The organism is Pleomorphovibrio marinus, from assembly GCF_003347495.1.
Taxonomy (GTDB): Bacteria; Bacteroidota; Bacteroidia; order Cytophagales; family Cyclobacteriaceae; genus Pleomorphovibrio; species Pleomorphovibrio marinus.
In genome coordinates, this window is the sequence record NZ_QCXY01000005.1 from 232479 (window position 1) to 258926 (window position 26448).

General features: G+C 40.4%; 21 protein-coding genes. 4 read left to right on the forward strand and 17 right to left on the reverse strand.

Going from position 1 to position 26448, the window contains the following annotated elements; all coding sequences use genetic code 11:
• Positions 1–22: 22 nt before the first annotated feature.
• Complete coding sequence (locus tag DB520_RS14675; RefSeq protein ID WP_114750468.1) at positions 23–1492, reverse strand: Gfo/Idh/MocA family protein; 1470 nt, start codon at positions 1490–1492, stop codon at positions 23–25.
• Positions 1493–2268: 776 nt separating this feature from the next.
• On the opposite strand from DB520_RS14675, the gene DB520_RS14685 reads away from it, so the two are divergent.
• Entirely contained in the window at positions 2269–3921 is a 1653-nt protein-coding gene (locus DB520_RS14685; RefSeq protein ID WP_114750602.1) for a hypothetical protein, read from the forward strand.
• A 43-nt stretch (positions 3922–3964) separates the two neighbouring features.
• Here the strand turns inward: DB520_RS14685 and DB520_RS14690 are convergent, their stop codons facing one another.
• Positions 3965–4996 (reverse strand): chemotaxis protein CheB, encoded by a 1032-nt coding sequence (locus DB520_RS14690; protein ID WP_114750470.1) that lies wholly within the window; start codon positions 4994–4996, stop codon positions 3965–3967.
• Between the two features lie 171 nt (positions 4997–5167).
• Between DB520_RS14690 and DB520_RS14695 the strand changes: the two genes are divergently transcribed.
• On the forward strand, positions 5168–5410 hold the full coding sequence (locus tag DB520_RS14695) for a hypothetical protein (RefSeq protein WP_157972093.1): 243 nt from the start codon (positions 5168–5170) through the stop codon (positions 5408–5410).
• A gap of 433 nt (positions 5411–5843) precedes the next feature.
• On the opposite strand, the gene DB520_RS14700 is transcribed toward DB520_RS14695, so the two are convergent.
• From DB520_RS14700 to DB520_RS14715, 4 genes are all read right to left on the reverse strand, one after another.
• Positions 5844–6158 (reverse strand): nucleotidyltransferase domain-containing protein, encoded by a 315-nt coding sequence (locus DB520_RS14700; protein ID WP_114750472.1) that lies wholly within the window; start codon positions 6156–6158, stop codon positions 5844–5846.
• A 131-nt stretch (positions 6159–6289) separates the two neighbouring features.
• Positions 6290–7414: a Gfo/Idh/MocA family protein gene (locus DB520_RS14705; RefSeq protein WP_114750473.1), complete on the reverse strand. Its 1125-nt coding sequence runs from the start codon at positions 7412–7414 to the stop codon at positions 6290–6292.
• A gap of 135 nt (positions 7415–7549) precedes the next feature.
• On the reverse strand, positions 7550–7969 hold the full coding sequence (locus DB520_RS14710) for a hypothetical protein (RefSeq protein WP_114750474.1): 420 nt from the start codon (positions 7967–7969) through the stop codon (positions 7550–7552).
• A 196-nt stretch (positions 7970–8165) separates the two neighbouring features.
• Positions 8166–8429 carry an ABC transporter permease gene (locus DB520_RS14715; protein WP_232834994.1) on the reverse strand — a complete coding sequence of 88 codons (264 nt, stop codon included), beginning with the start codon at positions 8427–8429 and terminating at the stop codon, positions 8166–8168.
• 224 nt (positions 8430–8653) lie between these two features.
• Between DB520_RS14715 and DB520_RS14720 the strand changes: the two genes are divergently transcribed.
• Both DB520_RS14720 and DB520_RS14725 read left to right on the forward strand, forming a co-directional pair.
• Positions 8654–9448: a hypothetical protein gene (locus DB520_RS14720; RefSeq protein WP_157972094.1), complete on the forward strand. Its 795-nt coding sequence runs from the start codon at positions 8654–8656 to the stop codon at positions 9446–9448.
• Positions 9449–9768: 320 nt separating this feature from the next.
• Positions 9769–10080, forward strand: a complete 312-nt coding sequence (locus tag DB520_RS14725) for a 3D domain-containing protein (protein WP_232834995.1) — start codon at positions 9769–9771, stop codon at positions 10078–10080.
• Between the two features lie 68 nt (positions 10081–10148).
• Here DB520_RS14725 and DB520_RS14730 read toward each other — a convergent pair whose 3' ends face one another.
• The 11 genes from DB520_RS14730 to DB520_RS14790 all read right to left on the reverse strand — a co-directional run bounded on the left by DB520_RS14730 (position 10149) and on the right by DB520_RS14790 (position 26402).
• Positions 10149–11279: a sensor histidine kinase gene (locus DB520_RS14730; RefSeq protein WP_114750477.1), complete on the reverse strand. Its 1131-nt coding sequence runs from the start codon at positions 11277–11279 to the stop codon at positions 10149–10151.
• Positions 11280–13502: 2223 nt separating this feature from the next.
• On the reverse strand, positions 13503–15389 hold the full coding sequence (locus tag DB520_RS14745) for a DUF885 domain-containing protein (protein WP_114750480.1): 1887 nt from the start codon (positions 15387–15389) through the stop codon (positions 13503–13505).
• A gap of 125 nt (positions 15390–15514) precedes the next feature.
• Positions 15515–15799 (reverse strand): hypothetical protein, encoded by a 285-nt coding sequence (locus DB520_RS27670; RefSeq protein ID WP_394340939.1) that lies wholly within the window; start codon positions 15797–15799, stop codon positions 15515–15517.
• Positions 15800–16346: 547 nt separating this feature from the next.
• Positions 16347–17495 carry a Wadjet anti-phage system protein JetD domain-containing protein gene (locus DB520_RS14755; RefSeq protein ID WP_114750482.1) on the reverse strand — a complete coding sequence of 383 codons (1149 nt, stop codon included), beginning with the start codon at positions 17493–17495 and terminating at the stop codon, positions 16347–16349.
• Positions 17492–20836 carry an ATP-binding protein gene (locus DB520_RS14760; protein WP_198675350.1) on the reverse strand — a complete coding sequence of 1115 codons (3345 nt, stop codon included), beginning with the start codon at positions 20834–20836 and terminating at the stop codon, positions 17492–17494. Before DB520_RS14760 ends, DB520_RS14755 begins: the two co-directional genes overlap by 4 nt.
• Positions 20837–20873: 37 nt before the next feature.
• Complete coding sequence (locus tag DB520_RS14765; RefSeq protein WP_114750484.1) at positions 20874–21452, reverse strand: DUF4194 domain-containing protein; 579 nt, start codon at positions 21450–21452, stop codon at positions 20874–20876.
• Positions 21449–22909, reverse strand: a complete 1461-nt coding sequence (locus tag DB520_RS14770; RefSeq protein ID WP_114750485.1) for a DUF3375 domain-containing protein — start codon at positions 22907–22909, stop codon at positions 21449–21451. Before DB520_RS14770 ends, DB520_RS14765 begins: the two co-directional genes overlap by 4 nt.
• 242 nt (positions 22910–23151) lie before the next feature.
• Positions 23152–24162 (reverse strand): virulence protein RhuM/Fic/DOC family protein, encoded by a 1011-nt coding sequence (gene rhuM, locus DB520_RS14775; protein WP_114750486.1) that lies wholly within the window; start codon positions 24160–24162, stop codon positions 23152–23154.
• A gap of 35 nt (positions 24163–24197) precedes the next feature.
• The gene (locus tag DB520_RS14780) at positions 24198–24530 is read right to left on the reverse strand and encodes a hypothetical protein (protein WP_114750603.1); all 333 of its coding nucleotides are present in this window, start codon (positions 24528–24530) and stop codon (positions 24198–24200) included.
• 464 nt (positions 24531–24994) lie between these two features.
• Entirely contained in the window at positions 24995–25504 is a 510-nt protein-coding gene (locus DB520_RS14785) for a hypothetical protein (protein WP_114750487.1), read from the reverse strand.
• 646 nt (positions 25505–26150) lie between these two features.
• Positions 26151–26402 carry a type II toxin-antitoxin system VapC family toxin gene (locus DB520_RS14790; protein ID WP_394340940.1) on the reverse strand — a complete coding sequence of 84 codons (252 nt, stop codon included), beginning with the start codon at positions 26400–26402 and terminating at the stop codon, positions 26151–26153.
• Positions 26403–26448: the final 46 nt, after the last annotated feature.

A 26448-nucleotide genomic window follows, 5' to 3' on the forward strand; every position in this document is an offset into this window, starting at 1 on the left:
AATTGCCCCTTTTTATTGACGTTTATACCTTAGGAAGTTCAAAACCCACAGGGTATTCCCGCTTTATAAATTGGTTGGCAGGTTCGAAGTTCGTGATTTTCATGTTTTTGCCGTCCCATAGTAGCTTGATGTCCCTACCAGGGTAGTTGTAGCCTTTTCCATCGGCCCTTTCCTCTCTGTAGTCATAGCTTCTTATGGCCAAATTCCCCATCAGCACCGTTTCGGTAAGTGGTCCGGCAATGGAGAAAGGAGAGCTTAGCTCATGGTATTCTTTGCTGCCATGGCCTGCGATACAGGCGTTGACCCATTGAGCATAATGGCCGGGAATTCCACCTTCTACACGAGGCAAGCTCTCTGGAACACTAATGCTTTCATTTAGGGAAGAAGGCAAAAGCCTGGGGTTTCTTCCATAAGTATCACACATCATTTTTCCACGAGTGCCTTCTATAATTACCCCATTGCCTCCATCCCCCATAGGTTCATCAGGTCCCAATTCCTCAGGCCGGGTGGGTTTGATGCCACCATCCATCCAATGGAAGGTCAACTTACTGCCATTCGGCCTGTCAAACCTCAGTGTAATATGAGAGGAAGGAGGACAACTCTCCGGAAAATAGCCCCGCTTAAATTCATCCACATACACAGACCCTACGCTACATTCCGCCTCTGTAGGATATCCCAGGTCCAAGACCCTGTAAGCTGGCTCCATGATATGGCAAGCCATATCCCCCAGTGCCCCGGTACCATAATCCCACCAACCTCTCCAGTTGAAAGGATGTATGTTTTCTGTATATGGTTTTTTGGGGGCTGTTCCCAACCAAAGATCCCAATCAAAATGTTTGGGGGCTTTTTTGGCTTTGGATTCAGGCCAGGGCACACCCTGTGGCCACACGGGCCTATCCGTCCAGGTCCAAACCCTGGTGGCTTCTCCAATGATGCCGGCTTTGTACCATTCCATCATTTTTCTGACCCCTTCCCCAGATGCTCCCTGGTTTCCCATTTGAGTAACCAGTTTGTATTTATCAGCTGCCTCAGTCATCATCCGGGCCTCATAGATGTCCTTGGTGAGGGGTTTCTGCACATACACATGTTTGCCTAGCTGCATGGCCGCCAATGCCTGCACGGCATGGTTATGGTCAGGGCCTGACACCGATACCGCGTCTATGCCTTTATGTTCCTTGTCCAACATCTCCCGGTAGTCCCGGTAGTATTTGGCTTTGGGATAGTCCTCTCTACTGCGCTTGGCACGTTCGTCATCCACATCACAGAGGACCGCGATCTCTGCATTCCCACTTTCGTAGAAATTTTTGATATCACTATATCCCTTCCCCCCTACTCCTATACCGGCAATTACCAACTTGTCACTGGGAGCCTTGAAACCCGGGCCTCCCAATACATGCCTAGGAACTATGTAAAATCCGGCCAGGGCGGTGGTGGATGTTTTGAGGAAATCCCTCCTTGCATTTTTCTTTTTGGGCAAATCTTTTTTACTCATCTTATTAATACCTGTTACTGACAACTATATTTCAAACTTCTAAAATAGATAATTCCCAAGGAAATAATCAACCTTTCTATATAAAGTACCTTCCTAGAATTTGAAGGATTCAAATTCAAAACAATTTGGGTGGGACTCCAATGTATTTTCTCAACCCTATAAAAACATTCCTATCTTTTATTTCAAATCCATAAAGGTAAGCATCCTGAAAAATGCTATCATTTTTTCGGATAAGATAACTAGCTCTACCTATACTACTCAGCTCATCTTTAATAATATAAAAACAAGAAGGTGCTTACCTAAAGTGTTCCCTTTGATAGGTCCTTCCCTCATTTGCAAATCCCTGCAAATCACCTCTACTTCTAAGGTATTTCCCGAAGTACTCGTGAATTTGCATCCCTGAGTTGGCGAACCTCTCCAAAAGTCGGCTGAAAATGTAAGCATATCTCCATCCATTTTCCAGGTCCCTTCATAATCATTGGTTATAATGGGTGGGGTGTCCCAACAACTACTGTTGGACAGGTGGATCCATTTACCATTGCTGAGAAAGCAGTATCCATAGGTGTTTTCTGAACTTTCACGGCAATGAAACTGGCAATGAACCACAACCCTAGTTATTACTACCTCCAATAGAATTCCCCTTGCCAGGATCGGTGAAAACGGCTAGCTTACCCTTTGAAAAAAGAACACGGCTCCTTCCTTAGGGATTTAGTAGGAATTGGATTAAAAATTTATAGGAAATGACATCAAGCATGACGGAATTGACACGAAGAGGAATGAACTACTGGTTTATATTTTTCATTGTATTTATTGGGGTTTTAGGAAGGGTTCAGGGACAAGAAAACAACCCGAATGAAAATGTAGAGATAACCCTCAACAGTCAAAAAACCCAGGTAAGCACCGATGAAGGCGGAAAACTTGTTATCAATGTGTCCAACAAGGATGCCGAAAAATTTAAAACAAGTGGGGTAGTTCACTATGGTGAATTCGGCGCCAAAGGTGACGGCAAAACAGATGATATCGACGCCATCGCTGCGGCGCATGCCTACGCCAACCAAGAAGGCCTCCCCGTGAAAGCCAAGGAGGGTGCCTCGTATTTTATTGGAGGGAAGGACCGCACGGCCGTCATAAAGACCGACACCGATTTTGGTAAAGCCTTCTTTATCATTGACGATACGGAAGTTGAAAACCGTAGCTCACCCGTTTTTCTGGTGAGTTCCAGTAAGCAATCCTTCGAGCTTGAAGGGGTTACTTCCCTTAAGAGGAACCAAGAGAAAATCGAGGTATCCCTGCCGGGTCCATGCCTTATTTCCGTTACCAATTCCAATGTGAAACGGTATATTCGCTTTGGCCCAAACCAAAATAAGGGATCCTCTCAAACAGATGTGTTCATCGCAGACAAGGACGGCAATGTGGATGGCGACGCCCCAATCATTTGGGACTTTGATGAAATTACGGATATCAGCGCCCTCCCCCTTGATGAAAAAACTTTGACCCTTACGGGAGGGCATTTTACCACCATCGCCAACAAGGCCGAATCAAAGTACACGTATTACAGCAGAGGTATTGCGATCAGGCGTTCCAATGTACTTGTGGATGGGGTGGAACACCATGTCACCGGTGAAGGAGAGCATGGGGCGCCTTATGGGGGGTTTCTCTCCATTAGCGACTGTGCTTATGTGACAGTACAGAATTCCGTCCTTACCGGACGCAAAACGTATAGGACCATAGGTTCAGCTGGGGTTCCCGTCTCCATGGGCAGCTATGACATTTCCCTTAGCCGGGCTCTCAATGTGTCATTTGTAAACAGCAGCCAGACAAACGACATCAATGACAGTGATTACTGGGGAATCATGGGTTCCAACTACTGCAAAAACCTGCTGTTAGATCAATGCACGTTTTCAAGGTTTGATGCCCACATGGGGGTTGCCAATGCCACCATCCGTAACTCCACCTTGGGGCATCAGGGAATAAATGCCATTGGGAGTGGAACGTTTACCTTGGAGGGGTCCACCGTTTATGGAAGAAGCCTTATCAACCTGCGCTCGGACTATGGTAGCACTTGGCAAGGTGAAATCGTTATCCGGAACTGTAAATTCGTACCTGCTGCTGGCAAAACGACGAGTGCCACCTTGATCAACGGTTCCAATAAAGGGCAACATGATTTTGGGTACACTAGCTACATGCCGGAAAGGATCACCATACAATCTCTCCATATCGATGACTCCAATCATCCCGAAGACTACCAAGGGCCAGCCATTTTCGGGAATTTCAATCCGGATATGAAAGACGATTCCTACGAGGAGAAATTCCCCTATATCAGAACCAAGGAAGTCATTCTCAGGAATGTGACCACTGAGAGCGGCAAGCCATTGAGAATTAGCGAAAATCCCTTTATGTTCAAGGATGTGAAGGTGGATAAAGACTGAAGAAAGTCAGTTTCTTTTAAAATTTTTAATTTCAGCCTTTTCGTCAGCTTGGTATCTCCTCCTCACCTTCATTATTCGTTGTATTCAGGATTGCTCTTATCCGGTCAATATGAACCTGGGACATTTTTGCCCTTTCAATGGCTGATCGAGAACCAACACCTTTTTTTCCCTGTGCCATTTCAGTCAGCAAATTCTTACGTTCCTCAAACATCCGCAATGCAGTCCACATAGTTTCTTCGATTTTTTTTGTCTGTTCAGCCAAAAGGGAAGCTTCCGTGTATGCGTGCCCGGTATGGCAACGAAACCGTGAGCTGCTGTCCTTTTTCACTTTCCATAAAACACCACCACAACCCGGACAGTTAAAGGGAACCTGATCGCCCAGTTTATTAACTGAAGACAAATCGCTTAAAACCCGTTCGGCAATTTTAGCCTCTATTGTAACATCTTTCGGAACAGGCATGCTTTTTCGCAATTTCTGTTGAATAAGCTGGTAAAGCAAGGGGCCTATTTCAGATATAGGCAGACAATAATCTACCTTTACATTATTCAAGGCATTTTTTGGCATAGCCGGATAATCAGCTTCATCAGGGTCCTGCACAATACAAGTTCCTCCACAGCTTTTAATGGCTTTCATTCCTGCCGTTCCATCATCAAGATAACCCGTCAGTAATATCCCGATAACACCAGTTCCAAACCTTACCGCCGCGGATCGAAACAACGGATCAATTGCAGGACGATACCTGTTTTCCTGTGCTCCTTTGGTCACCAGTATTTTTAAGTCTTCTCCAATCATCAGGTGATGGTCTGATGGTGCCATATATAAATGCCCGGATTTCAAGTTATTCCCGGATTTTGCATGCTGACATTTTACGGTATTTAACGCATTTAGCTCATCTAAGAATACATTTCCTGTAGCATCAGGAGAAACATGATGGACAACCAATATCGGAAGCGGGAAGTCATTTCGCAATTGACTGATTAGTTTTTTTATTGCGAAAAGCCCTCCTGCCGATGTACCTATTACAACAACCTTAGAAAATTTTTCAGGCTTCTGGGTTTTACTAGCTTTTTTCATGTGTTTATAATTTCTTTTCAGCGGTTATACCTGACTGCCATGCCTTCGGCAGGTAAACCGTCAGCAGGTAGCCTGCCCCCTACCGCAGGTCGGGGAAGCCTGCCCTAGGCTTTCCTGAACTTGTTTCAGGGAACTTGTTTCCGAGGACTCTCGCTAATATAATCATATGAAGTGACTCCATTGATTCGGGGGGTGGACAATTTCGTAACCAACCGGTCACTGAGCACCTTGTTTGAGGCAAAGGTAGGTGAAGGAAGGCTGATTTTTTCGTCCATTGACTTGGCTACTGATCTGGATAAGCGTTTGGTGGCCAAACAGCTAAGGGTAAGTTTAGAGAATTATATGAATTCGGATGATTTCAAACCCCAAAGTGAGGTCTCGGTATCTAGTTTAAAGACATTTATTAAACAATGATGGCTGCAATTTTATGGGCTAAAGCCGGGGGTTTTGGAGTTCTATTTTATGGAATGGGCTGATTCCTATCGGGGGATTTGGATTTTATATCGAGCATAGTTCGGAAACGGAAACCATATCGCAAGGAAGATCGAGTGTAAATTAGAAACAGACCAAATGTCGGAATATGTAGGACGGTTTTACAGGGAGGAGATCGAAACGCTATACACTGTTGTGATGAAAGATAGCACACTGTTCCTGAGGAACTATCAGATCAGCCAAGACCCGGAGCTAAGGATTTCTTCAGCTCGGAATTTCCTCTTACATCGGTTCACTTTGTGCGGAATGAAGACGGAACGGTTTCAGGTTTCAAAGCCTCCAGCGGACGCACCAGTGATGTGCTGTTTGAGAAGTGGGATAGCCTTATAATAGTGGAATAGCTGCCATTTACAGTTCAGACTTTTTCTTTATGCTTATAAAAAACTTTCCCCACCCGTTCAATATGACCAACCAAAGATGGGGACTTGAGCAGGTGATAAATGGAAATATCAAACAGATAAGGCGTGTTCAGTTCATCAATGTCCTGCTCAATGGAAGAAAGCAGGTTATGGGTTAATTTTTCACCTTTTAATGCAATATCAATATCAGAACCCTCACGGTAATTTCCTTTGGCCCTGGAGCCATAGGTTAGGACCTCTTCTATTTCCCGGTACTTCTCAAACACAACTTGAATTTTTTGAAGGGTTGAATTGTCAAGGCCAAATTTCATAGCAGGGAGTACATTTTTAGTTCAAATCTTTCAAAAAGTGCTGCATACGACTTAACCACTTTTTTAAATTCTACTTCCAATATATCTTGATTGTAAGTAGGAACTGTTTTAAACGCTGTGCTGGCTATTGCTTACTTACCCTCCCCTTTATATTCTTCTATCTCCTCTAGAAAATCCATAGGAACTTCCTCCTTGTGAAGCCTACCCTGCTCAGCCCTAACTTTGGTAGAAGGACACCCTTTACTGGGCTTATCTCGCTCCCTGATTGCCTGGTCAGTTGCGGCCTTGGCTATTTTTGTTGCCCTGATGCCATCCTCTGCCGTTGGCATGTCTCCGGGCGTACCATTTTGCAAAGCTTTCAACAGCTCAACATACATCCCTGTAAAACTCTTTTCGGGATGCCAGGGCAGATGTTGGGTGCCATGGGAGTTTCTAAGCTCAAAGGAATGCTCTTCTCTGTTGTACCTTATCACTCCATCGGTGCCGATTATTTCATATTGAAAGTGGGTGCGGGGTTCTTTGGAGGTAGTGTTGTAAGAAAAGCTCATCTCCACCATGGTATGCGCTCCGCAACTGTGGGCCATGTGAAGGTACATGTGGTCGGGAGCTTCGTAGTTATCAAGCCAGACACCTATTCCATGCTGCCACTCTACTTCGGAATTTAACCACCAACGGGCCAGGTCGATCTGATGAACCCCGCAATCAACCATAGGTCCCCCTTCCTCCATCCTTCCGACGCGCAGCGAGGTATCCACTCTTTCTCCATTTTCGTTCCAATGCCACTTCCCGTGTAGGTGCCAGTTATAAACAAGACGTAATAGCCTAACCTCTCCAATTGCCTTTTCTTTCACTAGCCAGTGGATATCCTTGGCGCTTTGGCTGAACCTGTAATTGAAGCCCGTAAACAACATTAACCCGGCTTCTTTCATCACTTTTTCCATTTCCAGCATTTCTTCCACATTCATGCCCAGGGGCTTTTCGCATAATACATGCTTGCCATACTTGGCTGCATCCATTACATTTTTAAAGTGAATGGGAGCCGGTGTGCAAATCACAACCGCATCAATACCCGACGAAAAAAAAGCATCTTCCGTTGGGTATGCATGAGGGATATGAAATTGGTGTTGCAGGTGGGTAGCCCTAGCAAAGTCTCGGTCATAAAGGGCATAAAGTTGTAACCCTGTTACTTTTTGTATTGCTGGTATATGTCCATATTCCGCAATCATACCACAACCAATTAATCCTATTTTGATCATAAAACAGTGTATTTAGGGAAGAGGAAAATGACTTTTTTAATGTACGGTTTTTTACGAATTATGTTAAGGTACCTTTTTAAAAATTGACGACAGATTTATTTCCTTTACTATAGGGTCGATTAAAACCTTTTGTTGTTATTCAGGTTCCCTACCCCTTTCCTTCTCAAGTCTCCTAAACAAAAAGTTTCTTCTCATAGCCTCCAAATTCTCATTGAACCTCTCTGTACTCATCACCAGATTCAGTCTGCTGTTTGAAAGTTCTTCTCGGAATGAAGGTACTTTAAGCAGTAACCCGATTGTTCCCTCCCCTGCTTCCAGACTATCAATTAGCGTATCGATTTGACTGACAATTCCCGCAGCCTGATTGCCGGATTCGCTAATTCTTTCAATGGAATACGATAATTTATCAGCAAGCTCAGTATCTGTAAACAGTTTTTGGACCACCCCCTTCCCTTCCATCATGTCGGCCAAGAATTGATTCCCTGTATCTGCCATAGCGACTGCTTTGGAAGCGGCAAGTTTGAGTTTGCTTACCGCAACCCTGATATCCCTCATCAATATAGAATCTGAAAGTAGTCCCCAATGGATTTCATTTGCATTCAGCTTTGTGGTATTTTCATAGAGGATCTCAGTCGTTTCTTCAAGACTGTCTCCTTCCTACTTTAAGTCAACCTAAACAATTCGTCTCATGAACAGCTATGGATACTGATCTGCCAACTCCCTCTGTTCCCTTTGCTAAGGTAAAACCCTTTTAGCAACCTACTATTCCAATAGCAAACCCAAAGAAGAAGGTTTTGATCAAGGAGGATATCACATCTCCAAATGACAATGCATCGAATACCTGAAACCAGTAGAGGTGCCAACTTACATGCCCCCTAATATTGACACCGAGGTAACCTCCGGACATGGAAATTGCGTTCGCTAAACTAGACAACAAAATCAGTTGCTTTTCACTAAAGTAAACGAGATATGCTATGATCCAACAAACAAGGCTATTCTGTACCGCGGTTGTCATGTCGAACTGGTTTGGATCTTTATCCTACCAAAAAAATTTTTCTTGGATTTTATTTCGTTTATTTTTATTTTTCATAACTTAAGATCATAAATTAACTAAAAACACGGTTAATATAAGCCAAAAACGATATTTTCAATAAAAAGTTAAAAATCAATTTTCAATCAAAACGGTAACGAGTGATAGACTGCAAATTGGCAGCCTATTTAGTAGTTATGCCACTTGTCATGCCAAAGTCGTTAGGAAGAGGTTATGCTAGTCCAAATCCAAATAAAAAGTTATTTCTCATAATACTTAATTGGACTGCCAAATTGGTGCCACCATTAGCGCAATGGATTGAGGAGTTTGAGAAGATGCTTCTTCAGTATTTCGAAACACCGGAGGAGCTTATTGCGCAAGCCGCCCGCGAAGCTAATAAACATGCTATTGCCGATGGCCAGAACTCAAAAGGAAAAGAAGCACTTTCGTCAACCCCCTCCCCTATCGAACCGACAACTTCACAGCCTGACCTTCTAAGAGGGGAGGGTTCCGAAAAAGTGCCTGAACCCTTATTGCCACCGAAAACGATCACACAGCAGGCCTCTTTGGAGCTTGCCGCCCAAGAGGCCTTCCTCCGCCGAAGTCAGGAAATGTTCGAGCGTAGCCAGGTAAAACTTACAAACACGATTGAGCGTGGTGAACGGCGTGCGGAAACAGCCATGCGTCTTCGTGTCAGTGGGATCATATTCACTTTTCTTCTCATTGCAATAGGAGCTTATCTTGCGTTATTTAGGGAAAGTGGTGTTCTTGGGACGCTCTCGTCGCTCGTGGGCCTTATGGCTGGTGGTGGTACTCTTATGCTTAAGGAACTCGAAAAAACCATCCTCACTAAAATCGCGTCCGATGAGGTAAAAGCCGAGAGGATAGAAACGTTTCTTCAGTCTATTCAAGTCGCATTATCCATGAGCGGCTCCAATCGCGAAGCATACCTTAAAGAGACAGCAGATTGGCTCAAAAAACAAGCATCCGCAAGCAAAAAGTAATTTTTATTAAGGGATTGGGATGCCGTCTATATACTAACATATCCTGCCAGCATGAACCAAAGGCTTTATTTTTCGGTTACATAACCGTAAGGCAATCAATACTTTAAACTTTCTCTTTACCACACCTAAAAAACAATAGAGGTCTTTGGCTTTCTCTCTACCCTTCCTGCCTTCCATAATAATTGAAACGGTTTGTTCTGCCAATTCCCGGAATGCTTGCTAACAACATGCGACAACTCATGAATCATTTTATCAATAATTTATATCTTATATGCATCCTGCCCCTCCTATTTCTGGCATCTTGTGCCGAAACCAAAACCATGGAGGTAACAGCTACTGCCTATAATTCAGTGGAAAATCAGACCAAAAAAGGAGACCCTACGACTACCGCCTGGGGAGACAAACTGGAGCCTGGGATGAAAGCCATCGCGGTTTCCAGGGATTTGCTGGCAGAAGAGGGAATCGAACACGGTGCCGAAGTGAGCATAAAGGGCCTACCTGGAAAATACAAGGTGCTGGATAAAATGAACAGGCGCTGGACCAAGAAGATTGACATCTATATGGGCGAAAATGTGGGGCTTGCCAGAGAGTGGGGCAGGCAGAAGGTGGAAATCACCTGGAAAGTAGAGTGATGGTGTTGATTTCTCCCAATCCGCTTTTCCATCACGAAGAGGGGCTACAAATGGGGATGTTCCCTTTGTCAGGTGTATGCTATTTTGGGTAGTTTCATTGGTTTTTCCGAACTGGCGGGCTCCTTTCTGAAAAAAACCCTGAAAATAGATCCTTTACCCGGGGTACTTTCTACCTCAATTTTTCCTCCCAGTTCTTCCACCATTCTTTTCACGATAAATAGTCCTGTCCCGGTACCTTCTACATCTTTGTTTAATCTCATTCGTGGTAAAAAGATCATCTCGTGGTTTTCCCTTTTTATCCCCGGCCCATTATCACGTACAGTCAGGAGGAGGCTATCATTTTTGTCTTCGGTTGTGATCCAAATTTCTGGCTCGCCATTCCTTTCACTGAATTTGATGGCATTGTTGATAAGGTTATAAACAATACTTCTGATATGTTTTCGGGAAAGGTTAAATTCCGTCACTTGGTAATCAGCATTGATTTTTGCTTTGGATTTAAATATTTGATCGCTTAAGCCAATCCTAACATCTTCCACTATATGCTGAATGTTTACCCGCTCGGCATCCAAAGGCAGGTCTGAATTGTCCTTAATGCTTTCGGTGAGGTCTTCTATAGTTTTCATTAACTTCCCCACAGATACGCTCAACGATTCCAACAGTGTATCTGAATCAATGCTATCATTTTCTGGGTTATTCCTTAACAGGTATATTAAGCCATTGATATTTCCTATTGGGCCTTTTAGGTCGTGGGACAGCGCAAAAATGACTGTTTCGTGATTCTTGTTAAGCCTCTCATATTGTTTGAGGATTTCAATACGAGGGGATATATCTATAAAGGTGATGATCACACCATTTGTCTTGGCGCTTTCTTGTACAATATAGGGAAGTATATTCATCTGGTACCATTTAAGGTCCGTGGTCTGAATTTCCTTTTCCAAATCCTGATTGGATTCAATTACCTCCTGTATGTTATCTATGATTGTGGGAAACCTGATCCTATTGGTTGCCTCACTGATTGGCCTGCCAATATCAGAATCGGTCAATCGAAAATGTTTCATCGCTGGAGGGGTGAATTTCCGGAGAATTAAATCGGAATCCACAAACAACTGGGGTATTACCGTATTTCTGAAATAGTTTTCTAATTCTTGGTTCAGCTCGACAACTTTTCTGATTACTTTCTTTTGTTGCTTATTATCCATTAAGGATTAATTTTAAAATATTATTTGACATTTATATGTATTCAGGTGAAAATTGTAATTATTAAATTTTTTATTATCAAAAATTGATCCAAAAGAGACAATGTGATTGAAAAGTATGCCAATGATCTAACTTGCTACGCCATCGGATTTTAATTCAAATGCATATTTATCAAGGATTACGCTTTTGTGTTTTTCGTTTTTCTTCCACGCTTCTTCCAAACGACTAAATTGTTAGCAAACCAGAAAACTGACCATGACACCCGGGTAATTGGGGCAGCACCCCCAAACCCGAGAACCACGGAGTGGTTCAACTCCAAGGCACTTCTTCACTGAGAGGAATATATTTGATAAGCCTAACCTTACTTCGGGCTTAGGGATGGTGGGTGAAAAATGGTAGGCTTCGAAAGGTTGATCATTGCCTCCGCCTTGTTTTCACCACCCCCTTTTATCCCCCTCCTAAAACAGGAGGGGGAAAGATCGAATCGTTGTTTTTGCCCTGGAAGAGGGATAGATTTTAAGAAGCCGCTGTGCCGCTGTTCGGGATCGGTAATCCCCCAGAACAAGATCTGATGAAGCAATGTTCTAAAAAAGTAGAGGCTCCGAAATCCAAAATATTTTCTCGAAGATGTGCAGACTGCGGATTACAAATCCGCTTTATCTGTTCTCGAAATTACAAATTTCGAGAACAGTGGATTTTATCGATTGGGGCACCCTGTAAATTTGTGACAGGACTAACAATGAATAAAATTTAAATCTGTAAACTTTTTTCAGGACGAGTCACTTGGTTTCGACCCATGACCCTGAAAGGGTCAAACAACAATAACCCCGGGCGAAACCCGGGGAATTGGGATACCATCCCAAAAGCCCAGAACCACGAAGTGGTTCAACTCCAAGGCACTTCTTCACTGAGAGGAATATATTTTGATAAGCCTAACCTTGCTTCGGGCTGAGGGATGGTGGGCGAATAATGGTAGGCTTCGAAAGGTTGACAATTACCGCCGAGTTGTCTCCACCACCCCCTTTTTCCCCCTCCTAAAACAGGAGGGGGAAAAATCGAATCGTTGTTTTTGCCCCGGAAGAGGGATAGATTTTAAGAAGCCGCTGTGCCGCAGTTCGGGATCGGTAATCCCCCAGAACAAGATCTGATGAAGCAATGTTCTAGAAAAGTAGAGGCTCCGAAATCCAAAATATTTTCACAAAGATGTGCAAACTGCGGATTACAAATCCGCTTTATCTGTTCTCGAAATTACAAATTTCGAGAAACAGTGGATTTTATCGAATGGGGCACCCTGTAAATTTGTGGCAGGACTAACAATGAATAAAATTTAAATTTGTAAACTTTTTTCAGGACGAGTCAATCTTGGTTTCGACCCATGACCCTGAAAGGGTCAAACAATAATAACGCCGGGCGAAACCCGGGGAATTGGGATACCATCCCAAAAGCCCAGAACCACGGAGTGGTTCAACTCCAAGGCACTTCTTCACTGAGAGGAATATATTTGATAAGCCTAACCTTGTTTCGGGTTGAGGGATGGTGGGTGAAAAATGGTAGGCTTCGAAAGGTTGATCATTGCCTCCGCCTTGTCTCCACCACCCCCTTTTATCCCCCTCCTAAAACAGGAGGGGGAAAGATCGAATCGTTGTTTTTGCCCTGGAAGAGGGATAGATTTTAAGTAGCCGCTGTGCCGATGTTCGGGATCGGTAATCCCCCAGATCAAGATCTGATGAAGCAATGTTCTAGAAAAGTAGAGGCTCCGAAATCCAAAATATTTTCACGAAGATGTGCAAACTGCGGATTACAAATCCGCTTTATCTGTTCTCGAAATTACAAATTTCGAGAAACAGTGGATTTTATCGAATGGGACACCCTGTAAATTTGTGAAAGGACTAACAATGAATAAAATTTAAATCTGTGAACTTTTTTCAGGACGAGTCACTTGGTTTCGACCCATGACCCTGAAAGGGTCAAACAACAATAACCCCGGGCGAAACCCGGGGAATTGGGGCACCACCCCCAAACCCCAGAACCACGAAGTGGTTCAACTCCAAGGCACTTCTTCACTGAGAGGAATATATTTGATAAGCCTAACCTTGCTTCGGGGAGACCCGTATCCTCGATGGCTATCGGGAGTGGAGTGTGAGGCGCTCCCCGTCAGAGGAATCTGGCGGGGCCGTCTACACGATTAGCCTTCGTTTGCAGATATTTCACTTGTTTTTTAAAGGTTAGTTACTGTTCTTTTTTAAAGTACGACTAATATAATCGTTAATAATATCCTCCAAAATAGCTAAAGGAATGGCTCCGTTTTCTAAAACGGTAGTGTGAAATTCCCGCAAATCAAATTTATCCCCTAGTTTTTGCTTTGCTCTTTCTCTTAATTCAAGTATTTTCATCATCCCTACCTTGTATGCGCAGGCTTGGCCGGGCATAACAATATAACGTTCTATCTCTGTGATGACTTGCTTGGTTGGATCACCGGTATGAGAAACCATGTAATCAATGGCTTCTTCTCGTGTCCACTTTTTATAATGTATTCCGACATCCACCACCAATCGCACAGCCCTAAACATTTCAGCTTGCAACCTTCCCAAGTTGCCGAATGGATCGTTTTCGTAGAAGCCTAGTTCCCAAGCCAATTGCTCTGTATAGAGCGCCCATCCTTCGGCATAAGCAGTGAAAGGAATAACAGTTCTGAATGTCGGTAAGCCCTCCAATTCATACTGTATCCCAATTTGAAAATGATGACCGGGTATACCTTCATGATAGGCCAAGGTTTTCATTCCGTATTTCACAATGTCTTGAGGTGCTCTTAAATTAGTGTAAAAGATACCACCGCGTGAACCATCCATTGCAGGTGGCTCGTAATAAGCGAATGCAGTACCTTCTTCTTTAAATTCCGGAACCCGCTTTACATCTAAACCTGCTTTGGGGAAAAGGTCAAATACATCACCAATACCATTACCAATTTCATCTAAAATTCGATTGTATTCGGCAATTATCATTTGACGCCCCTCCTCATTGTTTGGAAATACAAATCGTTCCTCTTTACTTAATGCTTGAATAATCTCACCAATGGTTTTCGTAGAATCCGCATATCCTTCGCCTTGAAGAATTGCATTCATCTCCTCTTTGATTCTTTCTACTTCCGAAAGCCCAATATTGTACACCTCCTCAGGACTTAAATCGGTTGTAGTGTGTACTTTAAGCATGTATTTATAATAGTTTTCACCATTGGGAAATTTCCAAACACCTGCATCATTGGTAGCTTTTAAATATAGGTTTTCAAAATAATCGATAAGACGTTGGTATGCCGGAAATACCGTATTTTCAATCGTCTCAGCTACTTGATTCTTATAATCGTTTTTTTGCTCTTCCGGAATATCACTTATCGCATCTACTTTGGTTACAAAGTTGGTATAAAGAACATTTGATTTTACAGCAGCCATTGGTACTGCTGATCGATTGGCCAGAGAGTCTGCCGTCAGGCCAACAAACCCTCTCATTTCATCAAGTAGAATGCTGATTATAAATCGGGGCAGTATTATACCTTTCGATTCTCTTATTGAAAGGTTTTCTAAGAGCTGGGAAAATTTGATGTCGAATTTCGACAGCCGTGTGATATAGGCTTTAATGTCTTTGGCATTATTGAGTTTATGGGAACTGACCATCATGCTTGGTAAACCACTTTGTACACCAAACATTTGGTTGACAGGATAATCGTAATAGAAGAAAGGCTCTCTTTCTACACTGTTCACCTTCATATAATATCCTAAAATTTGGGTGTTGAGCTGATTATCTGATGATTGCTTGTCAAAATTATACCTTAGTAAGGTCTCGTAATTCTCTTTATCCTTTTTAAAATTCTCCCATAGTCTATCGTCAGAAATATCATCTAAATCATCTTTATACAAATCGTAAAGGATAGGAACACCGAGTTGAGTGGTTAATTCCGGGCTGTTGACTAGTATTTCTATGAAGACCTTTTCATAGAAATGGTTAATGCTAAAGGGTTTAAACCAAATGAGATTGGTTATCCAAACACCTCCAATAACAAGCAATGCCAGCAAAGTCCTTCCAGTCCAATATTTCCATGTGCGTTTATTTGTAGTCATAAGTTATTTTTTTGTCCAATGAAGGCTAATCGGGTCAGGCAGGGGAATTCCACCCCCACGTTCCCACAGGACTCCCTTAAAACAGGACAGGCTTTAGGTGAGACGCTTACATCAAACTGCCTGCCCTACCCCCTGCTGGGCCTCTTTATACCTTCCTGTTCGGCAGACAGGATTATAAATCGCTCGGTTCTAATATACCTAAGGTTGAACCAATTCCAATGCTCAAACAAACCCAGGGAGACTTTGTACTGGTGCTTCAGCCATCTGACTGCTGCCATTTTATACAACCCCTTTTCCCATTTGAGCAAACGATGGATGAATGGATTACACACTTCACGCATGGCCTCCCCTCTCAGCTTGTGGTGGTAGTTGAGCAGTCCTCTGACAATGGGGTTGAGACAATGGGCAATCTCCTGTAAGGGCTAGCGCCACTTGTGGGATGAGCTGTGGCTCAGAGTCCGGTTCTGATCACGACAATCAATTTGTCACCCCTGAGAAGAAAAGGAAATGAAACCATGCTTTAATGTGTTTATAATTGTTTTTTAGTGGTCACATTGAATCTCGCATGATTACTAATCATCCTTCGGCACCTAGATTCCGTCATGCCTGACTGCCGTCCAGGCAGGCTCGATTTCCTATTACCTCAAAACCTGCCCGACTATGTCATTCAGGCGGGCGCAACCCACAATCCAGTGAACTGGGACTGAGCGTTAAGAAATGATCCCTTTGGATCATTTTAGCGAAGGGCCGGGTTGCAGGGAGGATACGAGACCCGTACGCTGGTTGGTGTGAGGGGTGCTCCGCAGGCTTATGGCCTGCGGCCATCCACTCGATTGGGCAATCGTACTTTTTTTACGTCCGTCTGACAGCGTTGGCTCAGACACACTTATTGACAAGCTTTGGCTGTTGCGGTTGGCTTGAGCGGCTTGGCAATGTGTGTGGCTGTGAAGGGTTGGCTCATTCATTATCAAAATAGTTGTTTACGTACTCAAATGGAATTTTTTCTTGTTCAAGTCGCCAGTTGTTCTTTTTCAATGTGTCGTAAAGTTCTTGTTCTTTGTATGTCAAGTTAAGTTTTGTTGAAATATTTGTCGGTGTGCCTTTGTCGTTTTCAAAGAACTTATCAAAGGTTTGCTTGCCCATCAAAACGCTTTTTGTATGAGGAAAGTAACCTCTGAATTGCGATAAAATTTCAAACCCCTGTGCATCAATGTCGCCCCAGTAAAGCAGTTCCTTGTTCTTAAACCAATTTACATTCTTTAGATTATATACACTAAATCCGCTTCCGAATAAAGCAATGGATTTATTGATTTTGGGAAGGGTCAATGCAGTATAGAATGAGGTTTTGTTTTCCAAAACAATTATCTTTTCAACTGGTAAATTCAAAATTTCAAATTGACTCACTGGAATAGCCAAATCGTCAATTCCTGAGAAGAATTTTTGACTTATTTCTTTGTCAAGCACCTTAATCCTAATTTGTGGCTCGGCATATTTTAGGTTAAATCTTCTCTCAAATAATTTTTCATCTGTGTTAATGTGTTCTGAAATAAGAACTTCAAGCAATTCCTTGATTACGCTCTGATTTCGCTCTAAAAACTTTGTGTGAACTCTGATCGGGAGTTCTCTTATGTACAAATTCGGTTTAGGGTTTTGTTTAAAGTATTGGCACACTTTCAAAATACTTTTCCATTCCGTTTGGTTTTGAATAACCTTTGTTGGGTTTTTAATTATCCATTCCTCCAGCTGGGGAAACGTTTGTCTTATTTCTCTCGTACTTTCAACGAATAATTCAACCTCTTTTTCCTTCCCTAAAAACTTCAAGAAGTCATTTTTAGAATCAAAATATATAGATGTAGGCAGATCCTGTACGCCTAAATATTTTGTCTTCACTTGTTGAAATTCCAAAGTATAGCCAAAGCCTTTTTTGGACTTGGATTGGCTGGTTATTGACTGTATTTCTTTTTCAAATTCAGTTAGTGATGATTTGGTGTATTTTTTATCCCCACGAATAACCAGTTTTTCAAAGGTTTTCTGTTCAATCAATGACTGAAGAAAAGAAACATATTTTCTTTCTGATTTTTTCTTTATTTCCTGTGGTGTAATCATTGATGCACGTAATTGGCTTTTTCTTCTTTGAATTGTTCAATCGGCATATCATACAGCCAAGAGTGTTTTTCTTCTTTACGTTCTACAAAATGCACAAACGAAATATCATTTTCTACAATATGGATGTTGTCGCTTGGCGTAACAACCAATAATTGTAAATGAAGTTGTTTGCATAGTGTTACAAGGTATCGAGCTTTATCCTCATCTTGTGCTTTGAAGGCTTCATCAATGGCAATAAAACGAAATGAATTACTTTGTAAGCCTTCTTTTGTTAATCCAAATTGATAAGCTATTGCAGAACCTAAAATGGTGTATGTAAGCTGAGCCTTTTCGCCACCCGAAAGCTGTCCCATATTTTCATAGGTTTTGAATTTGGAATTGGTTTCCTTATAAAATTCTTCGGCTTTGTAGCTGTACCAAGAGCGAACGTCCATTACTTTTTTACGGTAATCTTCTTTGTCCAATTTCTCAATAAAGGGCTGTATATTTTCAATAAAGTGATGTTTTCTTCCGTCAATCGTAGAGTTCATTAGATGTACATTCGGAACTGCGTTGTCCAAAAGTTTTTTAAATTCTTTTACTTCATCATTGAATTTATTTGCCGCATTCAGTTGTATATAGGTTTTTGGGTTGGTTTTGAAATCAATCTCCTTTAGTGAGTCATTTAAGTGTTTAATGTTTTCTTTGATTGAGTCTGACCAGTTTTCAAAAAACATCCTGAAATCACCTACTTTGTTGGTAATTGTTTCTTCCAGATAGTTATTAAACTTGGTTTCAAACCTGGGAAGATCATCTCTTTGGAGTTTTTCCAATCTTTTCCGGTACTCGCTAATAAATTCTAAATGGGTTGAATCGGGAAGCGAATTCACATCTGAATGCCAATCTTTGAATTTATTGGTAATATCTTCTGTCGGTCGTTTAAAATCGGTTATTTTAATTCTTACTTCACTTTCCTTTTCTCCTTTTTGTTTTTCAAGCTCTTTTATTTCTTTTGACTTTTCCTCTTGAAATTTTCTACGACTTGTTTCAAAATTGGTGAAATCAACATCTAGCAAGTCTGGGTTTTGTGCTTCAAATTCAGATACATCTATATCCCCCAAAGGCTCAAAAATGATTTTGTTGCTTTTTACAGTTTGAGATATGGACTCAATTTCCGTTTGCTTTTTACCTTTCTCAATAACTTTACTCTCAATATCAACCTCCGAAAGCTGTTTTAAATCTGCCTGAACTTTTGTTAACTGCTCTTGTAGCTTCTTAACCCGGTCATTGGTTTTTTCTAAGTCTTCTTTTTGTTCTGTTTTTTCCTGTATTTGGTTGGCGTAAGTTTGCCAATCTATGTCATCATACTTATCAAACTGTGAAAACAGATTATGACATTCATCTTTGTATTCGATTAATTTTTTCGTATTGCTTTGTGATTGCTTAATACCTTCTTTATTGGTTTTCTGTTGATTTTGCAGATTGGTTAATTCCTTCCTTAGGACAGCAATTTTCTCTTTGTTGTCCCAACCTAAAACATAGTTCTCTTTTCTTGAAATGTGCGGACGGTCGTCTTTTTCGTGTTTCCCTTTTCTAAACTTTATCAACCCGTTTTGAGTGATTGCCATTTCGGAATAGCGTTCAAATTCTGATAGGTTATCCACGCAGACAAAGTCAAACTGATTTTCCAAATAGTTTTCAATCCATTCGAAATAGTACGTTTTGGGTTTTATTTCAATTTTGTTTACCAGGGAGTTTTCTTTAATTTCTTTGTGTCGTAAATTTTTGAGGTAATCTTGTTCTTCGTATTTATCGTAACGGATCCTTCCTCGCAAATTGTTGCTGTTTACATAGTCGTTTACTTTTGAATAATATTTTGGCGGAACAATCAATCGTAATGCAAAATTGTGAAGCACCTTTTCAATAGAAGATTCCCAAGCCAATTCATCTTCTTTTACTTTAATGAGTTCACCAATAAAAGGTATTTCTTCTTTTGAGGCTTCAATATGATTAATCAGTTCTTCTCGTATTTCTGCTACCCGTCCAGCAATATTGTTTTTGTTTTTTTGAAGTGTTTGAATGGTGTTTACCAGTTCTTCTGTAACTTCAGTTAATTCATCATCCTTGTTTTTTAAAGCACGAAGATTTTCACTTTCATCATCTATTTTCTGTTGTGTACCTTGCTTTAATTGTTTTGCAACCTCACGGTTTGTAATAAAAGTTTCTTCACTTGGATTGGTGTTCAGTTCAATGTTTTGAGCAATTTTGTTGTATTCATCAAGCTTGCCACTTCTTAATTCCCGACTTTTATCAAGCTGTTTAATTTCTTTTTCTAATTCTTTGATTTTACTTCCAACTTCATCTTTTTCAATAGAAATGGAAATGGTTCGTTCATTTTGTTTTAGTTCTTCTTCTTTCCTTCTTAACTCCGTTAACTCCTCATCTAGTCGTTGTAATTCTTCTTTGCATTTTTCTAATTCCATTTCGCCCAATTCAACGCCATTTTTAGCAAACCAATAAACTGCAGTTTCTTTTGATTTTTCTAACCGCAACAAATCAACTTGAATATTGGTTAGCATTATTGCAATTTCATTGATAGGTGTTAGTTGTTTAATCTGTTCTTTGGCTTTTTCAATGTTGGTTTTGGCATCCATTAAGGTCAAAAAACTTTCTTTGAGTTGCCTAAATTCCGTTTCGGCATCTTGCTCCTCCAGCATATTCGTTCTGATAAATTCGTCCAAATCTTCCAAAACCTTTACACCAACCACCTGGTTGAACAGGCTCAATGCTTTCACAGAACGCATTCCGAACAGGTTTGACATTCTTTCCGCATAAGCTATTGGGCCGTCCAAAAATTCAATTCTGCGTTTAGAAGTATTCGCGTTATAGGTTTTATCCAATCGTTTTTTCCAATTGCCTTTAGCATCAAACTGGCTAAAGTCCTTTTCTATTTCAAGTGAAACATGAGCAATTCCGAACTGTCTTTTTAAGTCGTTATTGGCAAACCAACGTACCTGAAATAGAGTAATCTTCTTTTCATCCGTATTTTTAAAATGAGCAAGAATTACGGAATAGGTATTTGTATCACGCAACTTCTGGGTAGAGGTGGAGCTTTTGCCTTCTTCTTGAATATTTCCGTAATGTCCCAGCACATAGGTTTCTTCGGTGCGGTCGCCTTTTTTCTCAACACCCGAAGATTGATTGTAAAAACGGTCTCTTTTGGCAGGAACCATCAAGGTAAGTAAGGCATCTATGTAGGTACTTTTCCCCGATGCGTTGGCACCTGTTAACAGTGAATTATTTCCTTGCGGATTTATTCTAAACACTTTTTTATCAAATGTTCCCCAGTTAAAGACTTCCATATATTGAAGCCTGAAACCCGCTGAGTCAGAGCTTGTACTAAACAGACTCAACATATTCCTGCAATTTTGTTTTAAAATCCTGTAATATATCCAGTGTTATTTTCTCTTTAATAATCCGGTGTATCTGATATTTTGTTTCATTGTCTTTTCTACTAATTTCCTTTAGGTAGCCTAATTCTACAGCTTTATTAATGTAAGTATCCAAGTTCTGTTGAAATTTCAACTTATTGTAACCCTCTTGTAGAAAGAGTTCTAATTCATCTTTGATTTCAGTATTAGTGATGAATCTTTCTGTTGCTAACTGCGTGGGATTGCTGTCAAACTCCTCTAAACTTTGTCTTAATACTACAAGTACGATTGATGTTTCAAACCCGATTTGTCGTCTTGTTACCAAACCAAGGGTTTTGCCTTCGCTATCTTCAAACTGCTTCACAAACGCAAAACCATCATCTTTCTTTACGATGAGTTCCAAACCAATCTGACCTATGTATTCCTGAATTTCATTTTGATAATGGATTACATCTTCCCAAACGTTAGAGTTTCGTTCAATTACTCCCTTGAGCAACTTTACAATTGCTTTACTGTACGGTTTTTCATTTTGCTCTAGGCTGCTCATTTGGTCAATATAATTTCGGGTATTCTAATCTGCTTTTTGTTTTCAGTATCAAACACTATTCTCTGGGTTTTGTCGGGATGGATGCTATGTTTAAAGTCCTTAATAATGCCAATATATCCAAATAGTTCTGGTAAGCCTTTTTTTAATCCTCCGTAATTTTCAACTACTTCTAATAGTGTTGTTTGGGATTTTTCGTTTAGAACAGATGTAATTTTTTTTCTCAATAACTCCTTATCGATGTTCGATTGCGAAAACAACTTGCTTAAATGATTGGAAGCAGTAATGTCTTCATCAGCAATTTGTGGTTTGCTTGTATACAAAACATCTTCTGTCTGTTCGGAAGTTAGTTTTCGATCAAATGGGATGTTGATTTCAGTATTGATTTCCAGTTCAAATGAAATATCAGGTTTTCTTCTTGACTTGCTGATTTCAACAAGTTGTCTTTTGATTTCCTGTATAATTTTTTTGGTTGCTTCCGATTGTGAACTCTCACTTTCACGAATAATACGGCTTAGTTTTTCAGCCATCTTATCGTTGGCTTTATAAACTTTTTGACCTGAACTGTGAAGATGCTTTTTCATCCCTTTCAGGAATGGATCATTAACAGGTATTGATTTTTCTTCTAACGTTTTATACAATTCCTTAGTCAGCTCTTCCCATCTGTGCTGCAAATCAGGGTTTAAGATAAACGACCAAAAAGCATAAAAACTCTTCCCTTGTTGGCTATCTTTCAATTCATCTAATGCATCAAAGGTGAATTCTAAAATGTCGCTTTTCGACAAACTTCCGTCAGAGTGCTTTTGATAAATGCCTTTTGTGATATTCTTAAAATTATCTTCTACCTCTTTAAAGTCTGAAAGCAATTCTTTTGCGGATTGATTAAGCTGGTTGAAACGAGGAATAATTTCAAATTCTTCAAATACTTTAACATCTTCACCCACTTTTATTCGTTGAATTTGCTGCTCAATTTCCAGTTTCTTTTCTTCCAATAACTCAATCCGTTTTTCAGCATCTTCATTGGTAAATTCGACCAATTCTTTCAACTGATTTAAAATATTGTTGAACTTTGATTCTGTCCCAACAAATTCCTCCTTTTTTAAACTTGCCAACCAATCTAATGATTTACTCGAATGAGCAGAAAGTTCATAGAAAACTTCTCCCTGCTCATCAGGGTAATTGGTTAAGAACCCTTTGTTAGTCCAGTTTAGAATGTACTTTTTGGCTTTTTCTTCATAAGTGTCAAAGGTGGTGATTTCGCTGTCTTCATCATTTTCAACTTTTTTGTATTCTAGGAAATCGGCTAATTGAGTGTGAATATTTTCAGATGAAATAGCACCTTGTTTGCTTAAAAATGTGCTCATTAGAAACTCAATAATTATTTCTCTATTACGTAAACGCAGCAATTCAACACTTGGCGATGTGTTTAGTAATTCTAATATTTTGGAGTTTTCATTCATTTTAACTCTGTTCAGCATTGGCAAAAAACAGGCTCTTTTGGTTTTTCAGCGTTGGCTCTGTGTGACGGCAAAACCAAATGTGCCTGGTTGCGCGTAGGCTTTCTTTGTATGTTGCCCAACGGGATTCAGCTTGGAGACGGCGGGCATTCGGAGCCGTACTCTCCAAGCCTACTCCTAACTTCTTAAAGATACTGTATTTTCTATTTACACTGAACCGATCGCTGTATCCAAGGTGATGTTGCTCAGTTCTTTATTAGGTTTACTATCAGTTTAATCATCAAATCCCTTTGCTGAGGTAAACTTTGTGCTACTGCCAATGCCAATGCAACCAATGTATTTTCATTTATTTTTCTTATTCCTCTTTCATCCAAATGATAACTGTTCTGTTCTAAGAACCATACAAACAGAAATGAACCAATTCTCTTATTTCCATCGCTAAAGGCATGACCTTTGATGACAGAATATAACAATTGTGCTGCCTGCTCTTCAATGGTTGGATATGCCAATTCTCCAAACACCGTTTGGGAGATACTTCCCAATATTCCCCTGAATGAATCATCTTTTTCGTTGCCGAAGAGCTCTCCGGCCTCTCCTTTCTGAATCAATTCCTTCTTTAATTGGTGAATGGCTTTCTTGACATCATCATAGTTAATGACATAAATGATTTCTTTTGAAAGGTTATCGAGCTGAAGATCTTCTGAATCATACCTATTGAGTAATTCAAAAGATTTGGAATACTTTGAAATAATATCCAAAAAGCCTTCGGTCAATACTCTTTGTGATTCAAACGTTCTTTCCTTTAAAATATCAAGTTGGTTTTCTAACTGGATGATTTTTTGGCCTTGTTTGCTCAGTAATTCGCTGTTGATGGCATAACCTTTCACTAAGTAATCTTTCAATCTTTGGGTTGCCCATTTTCTGAATTCAATCCCAACAGGTGATTTCACACGGTATCCTACTGAGATCACAACATCCAAATTGTAAGCTGAAACTGCCCTTTTTACTTTTCTTTCTCCTTCTTTTTGAACTTGGCGGAAATTCCGCCAAGTTGACTCTTTATCCAATTCTCCCTCTTTGTAAATATTTCGGATATGCTCACCAATCGTTCTTCTAGCTTTACCAAATAACTCAACAAGTTGCTGTTCGGTAACCCAAACCGTATCGTGCTCCCCATCCAAAATGATTTCAAATTCATCACTACCTTGGGAGGGTTTGAAAACCACTATTTCAGAAATGAAGTCAACTGTTTCCATATTGGAAGATAAAGTTTTTTGATAAAAATATTAGTTCATTGTTTCAAAAACCCTTTGATTTCAAAATTGGCAGGATCTTTAACAGTATATTCAATTAAAACCTCCGATCCTATTTCCTTTTTATCGATTCGCTGCGAAAGTTTTTTCTTCTGAACGTAAACCGAATCGTCAACCTGATAGGATATCGTGATGATTTGAGTAAATCCTCTCCCCATTGGTCCATAACCAAGTGCTTTATCGGTAATTACGGCTTTTGCTTCTGCGGTTTTTGTCCATGGAGCAAAGGGTGTTTTGAAATTATTCCATGCTAGGTATAGAAAAACTCCAAACCCCAATATTCCGATTATCCAAGGATTCTGCTTTGCCATTTTAGAATTGAGTCCAACGTTTCTCAGCTTGGAGACGGCGGGCATTTTGGACCCGTTCTCTTTTTACCTAACCCAAACTTCTTAAAGACAGTAAATTTTCAGTTTATACTTTGAACCGCCCGCTGTATCCAAGGTGATGTTATGCCCAGTTCTTTTTATCATTTAGTCGTCAGCTCTATAAAAAATATCAATCCTATTTGCTTTGGTCCAGAGGAATACTTCCTATGTCAAATTCTATTGAACGTTCTATTGGTAAGTACAAGTCTCTCTTTCAACAACAATAAATCTCTTAATTCTCCGCTATATCATTTAGTTTTAAATGTCAATAAGTTTTTGTGGTAATTTTTATTATTTAGTTTGTCTGGGTTGTCAAAGAAATCACAGTCAAATACAAGTCTGGAAATACAATATGTGTCTGAACCACTTTCCTACGCCTTTTGCATTATTTGTTTGCATGTCGTCTATCATTTCATATCATTAGTCATGGGCAATGATGCAATCTTTCCTTCAATGTACATCTCTATTTCATGATCTTTGGGGTCAAATATTATTTCTATCCCCTTATTTCGATATACTTTCAGCAATTCTGCTAATTTATATAACGAAACAGAAATCGGGAGTGATACAGTTTTGTCTTTTGATTTGATTTTTAAACCTGGACTACTTCTGGGGGCTTGGATAAGTGTTGCTGACAAGACATCCATATCTTGAATGACATATCCACGATTTGAATTAAAGGGATAGATAATTTGGATTTTATCCATTGATATTTCATACCTCCAATAAAAAAACCTAAGATAGAAAAAGGCGGAAAGACAGGATATTAAAAATTGAATTAGCATAAACCCTGACGACAACTTCAAACCTAAAAGTCCAAATAGAACTAAAGTCGGTAGTTGAACCATAAGTAAAGTCATAGCTAATTCAAAAAAAAGCCGGCTCTTAGATTGTCGTATATAAATTTCTTTTTTCATTCAGTCGTGGTGCATGCAAATATCGCTATTTTAGCATTGGGCATAACACTTTTATTGGTACGGGTTTTCCACACACTGTTTTCGTATTTTGTTGGCTATGTTCAGTTTTTATTACGATTATAAATCAGTGTCCATGTACTCTATCGGACTCCTGATTTCCTTAATCTCCCGGTTGCTTTCATTGGCATTTCTCTACCTAGCTTTCCGTATTTTGACCTTATCTGGGAATAAGCGTTTGAAAACAAAAAACTGCCACCCCAACACAGCTTCGCCACACTAAGCCCCATAAAAAGAACAAGTAAACCCCCTTTATTCAGCCTTAAAAATAAAGGTTAATCCCTAGGCAAAAAATACCGGGATCGGGGTATATTTTTGAGGGGGATCATTTAGTGCTATTTTATATTGATTTATTATCAAAAGCAATAGGATCTCCCACCTGAGATCGGTCCTTTAACCGAAATAAACTGCATAAAAATGTGTAAAAATATCAGGGACCTGGAAACGGAGGGCCTGAAACTGGACCTTTGATTTTCTTTGGGCTTTCGCCTTCTAGGTATCCTTTTTCACTACATAACAAAATCGAGTGATTGGGTGAAATACTCGTTCTTACAGGTGCCTGTTATTGCTGCTACTCAAAGCCCAGCTCCTAGGCTTTAACCACCCATACACTTGACAACCCATTCCAAAGTAACCAAAAGGCTCGTAGCCTCATTTTATTTTCACTGCGCAGTTGATGATAGATTTCTGCGGCCATTTTGGAAATATTCTCATCGAAAGGAAGTACAGGTATGTCTTCCGTCAATAATCTAATATCTTTCCGTTTATTCTCATCTATAGCACCCATCAAAAGTTCATACATTGTAACACATGAAATCGAGCCTGTCCTGACGGCAGTCAGGGCATGACGAGCACGTCACACACTGGGATGATTATAGACTGCGAGA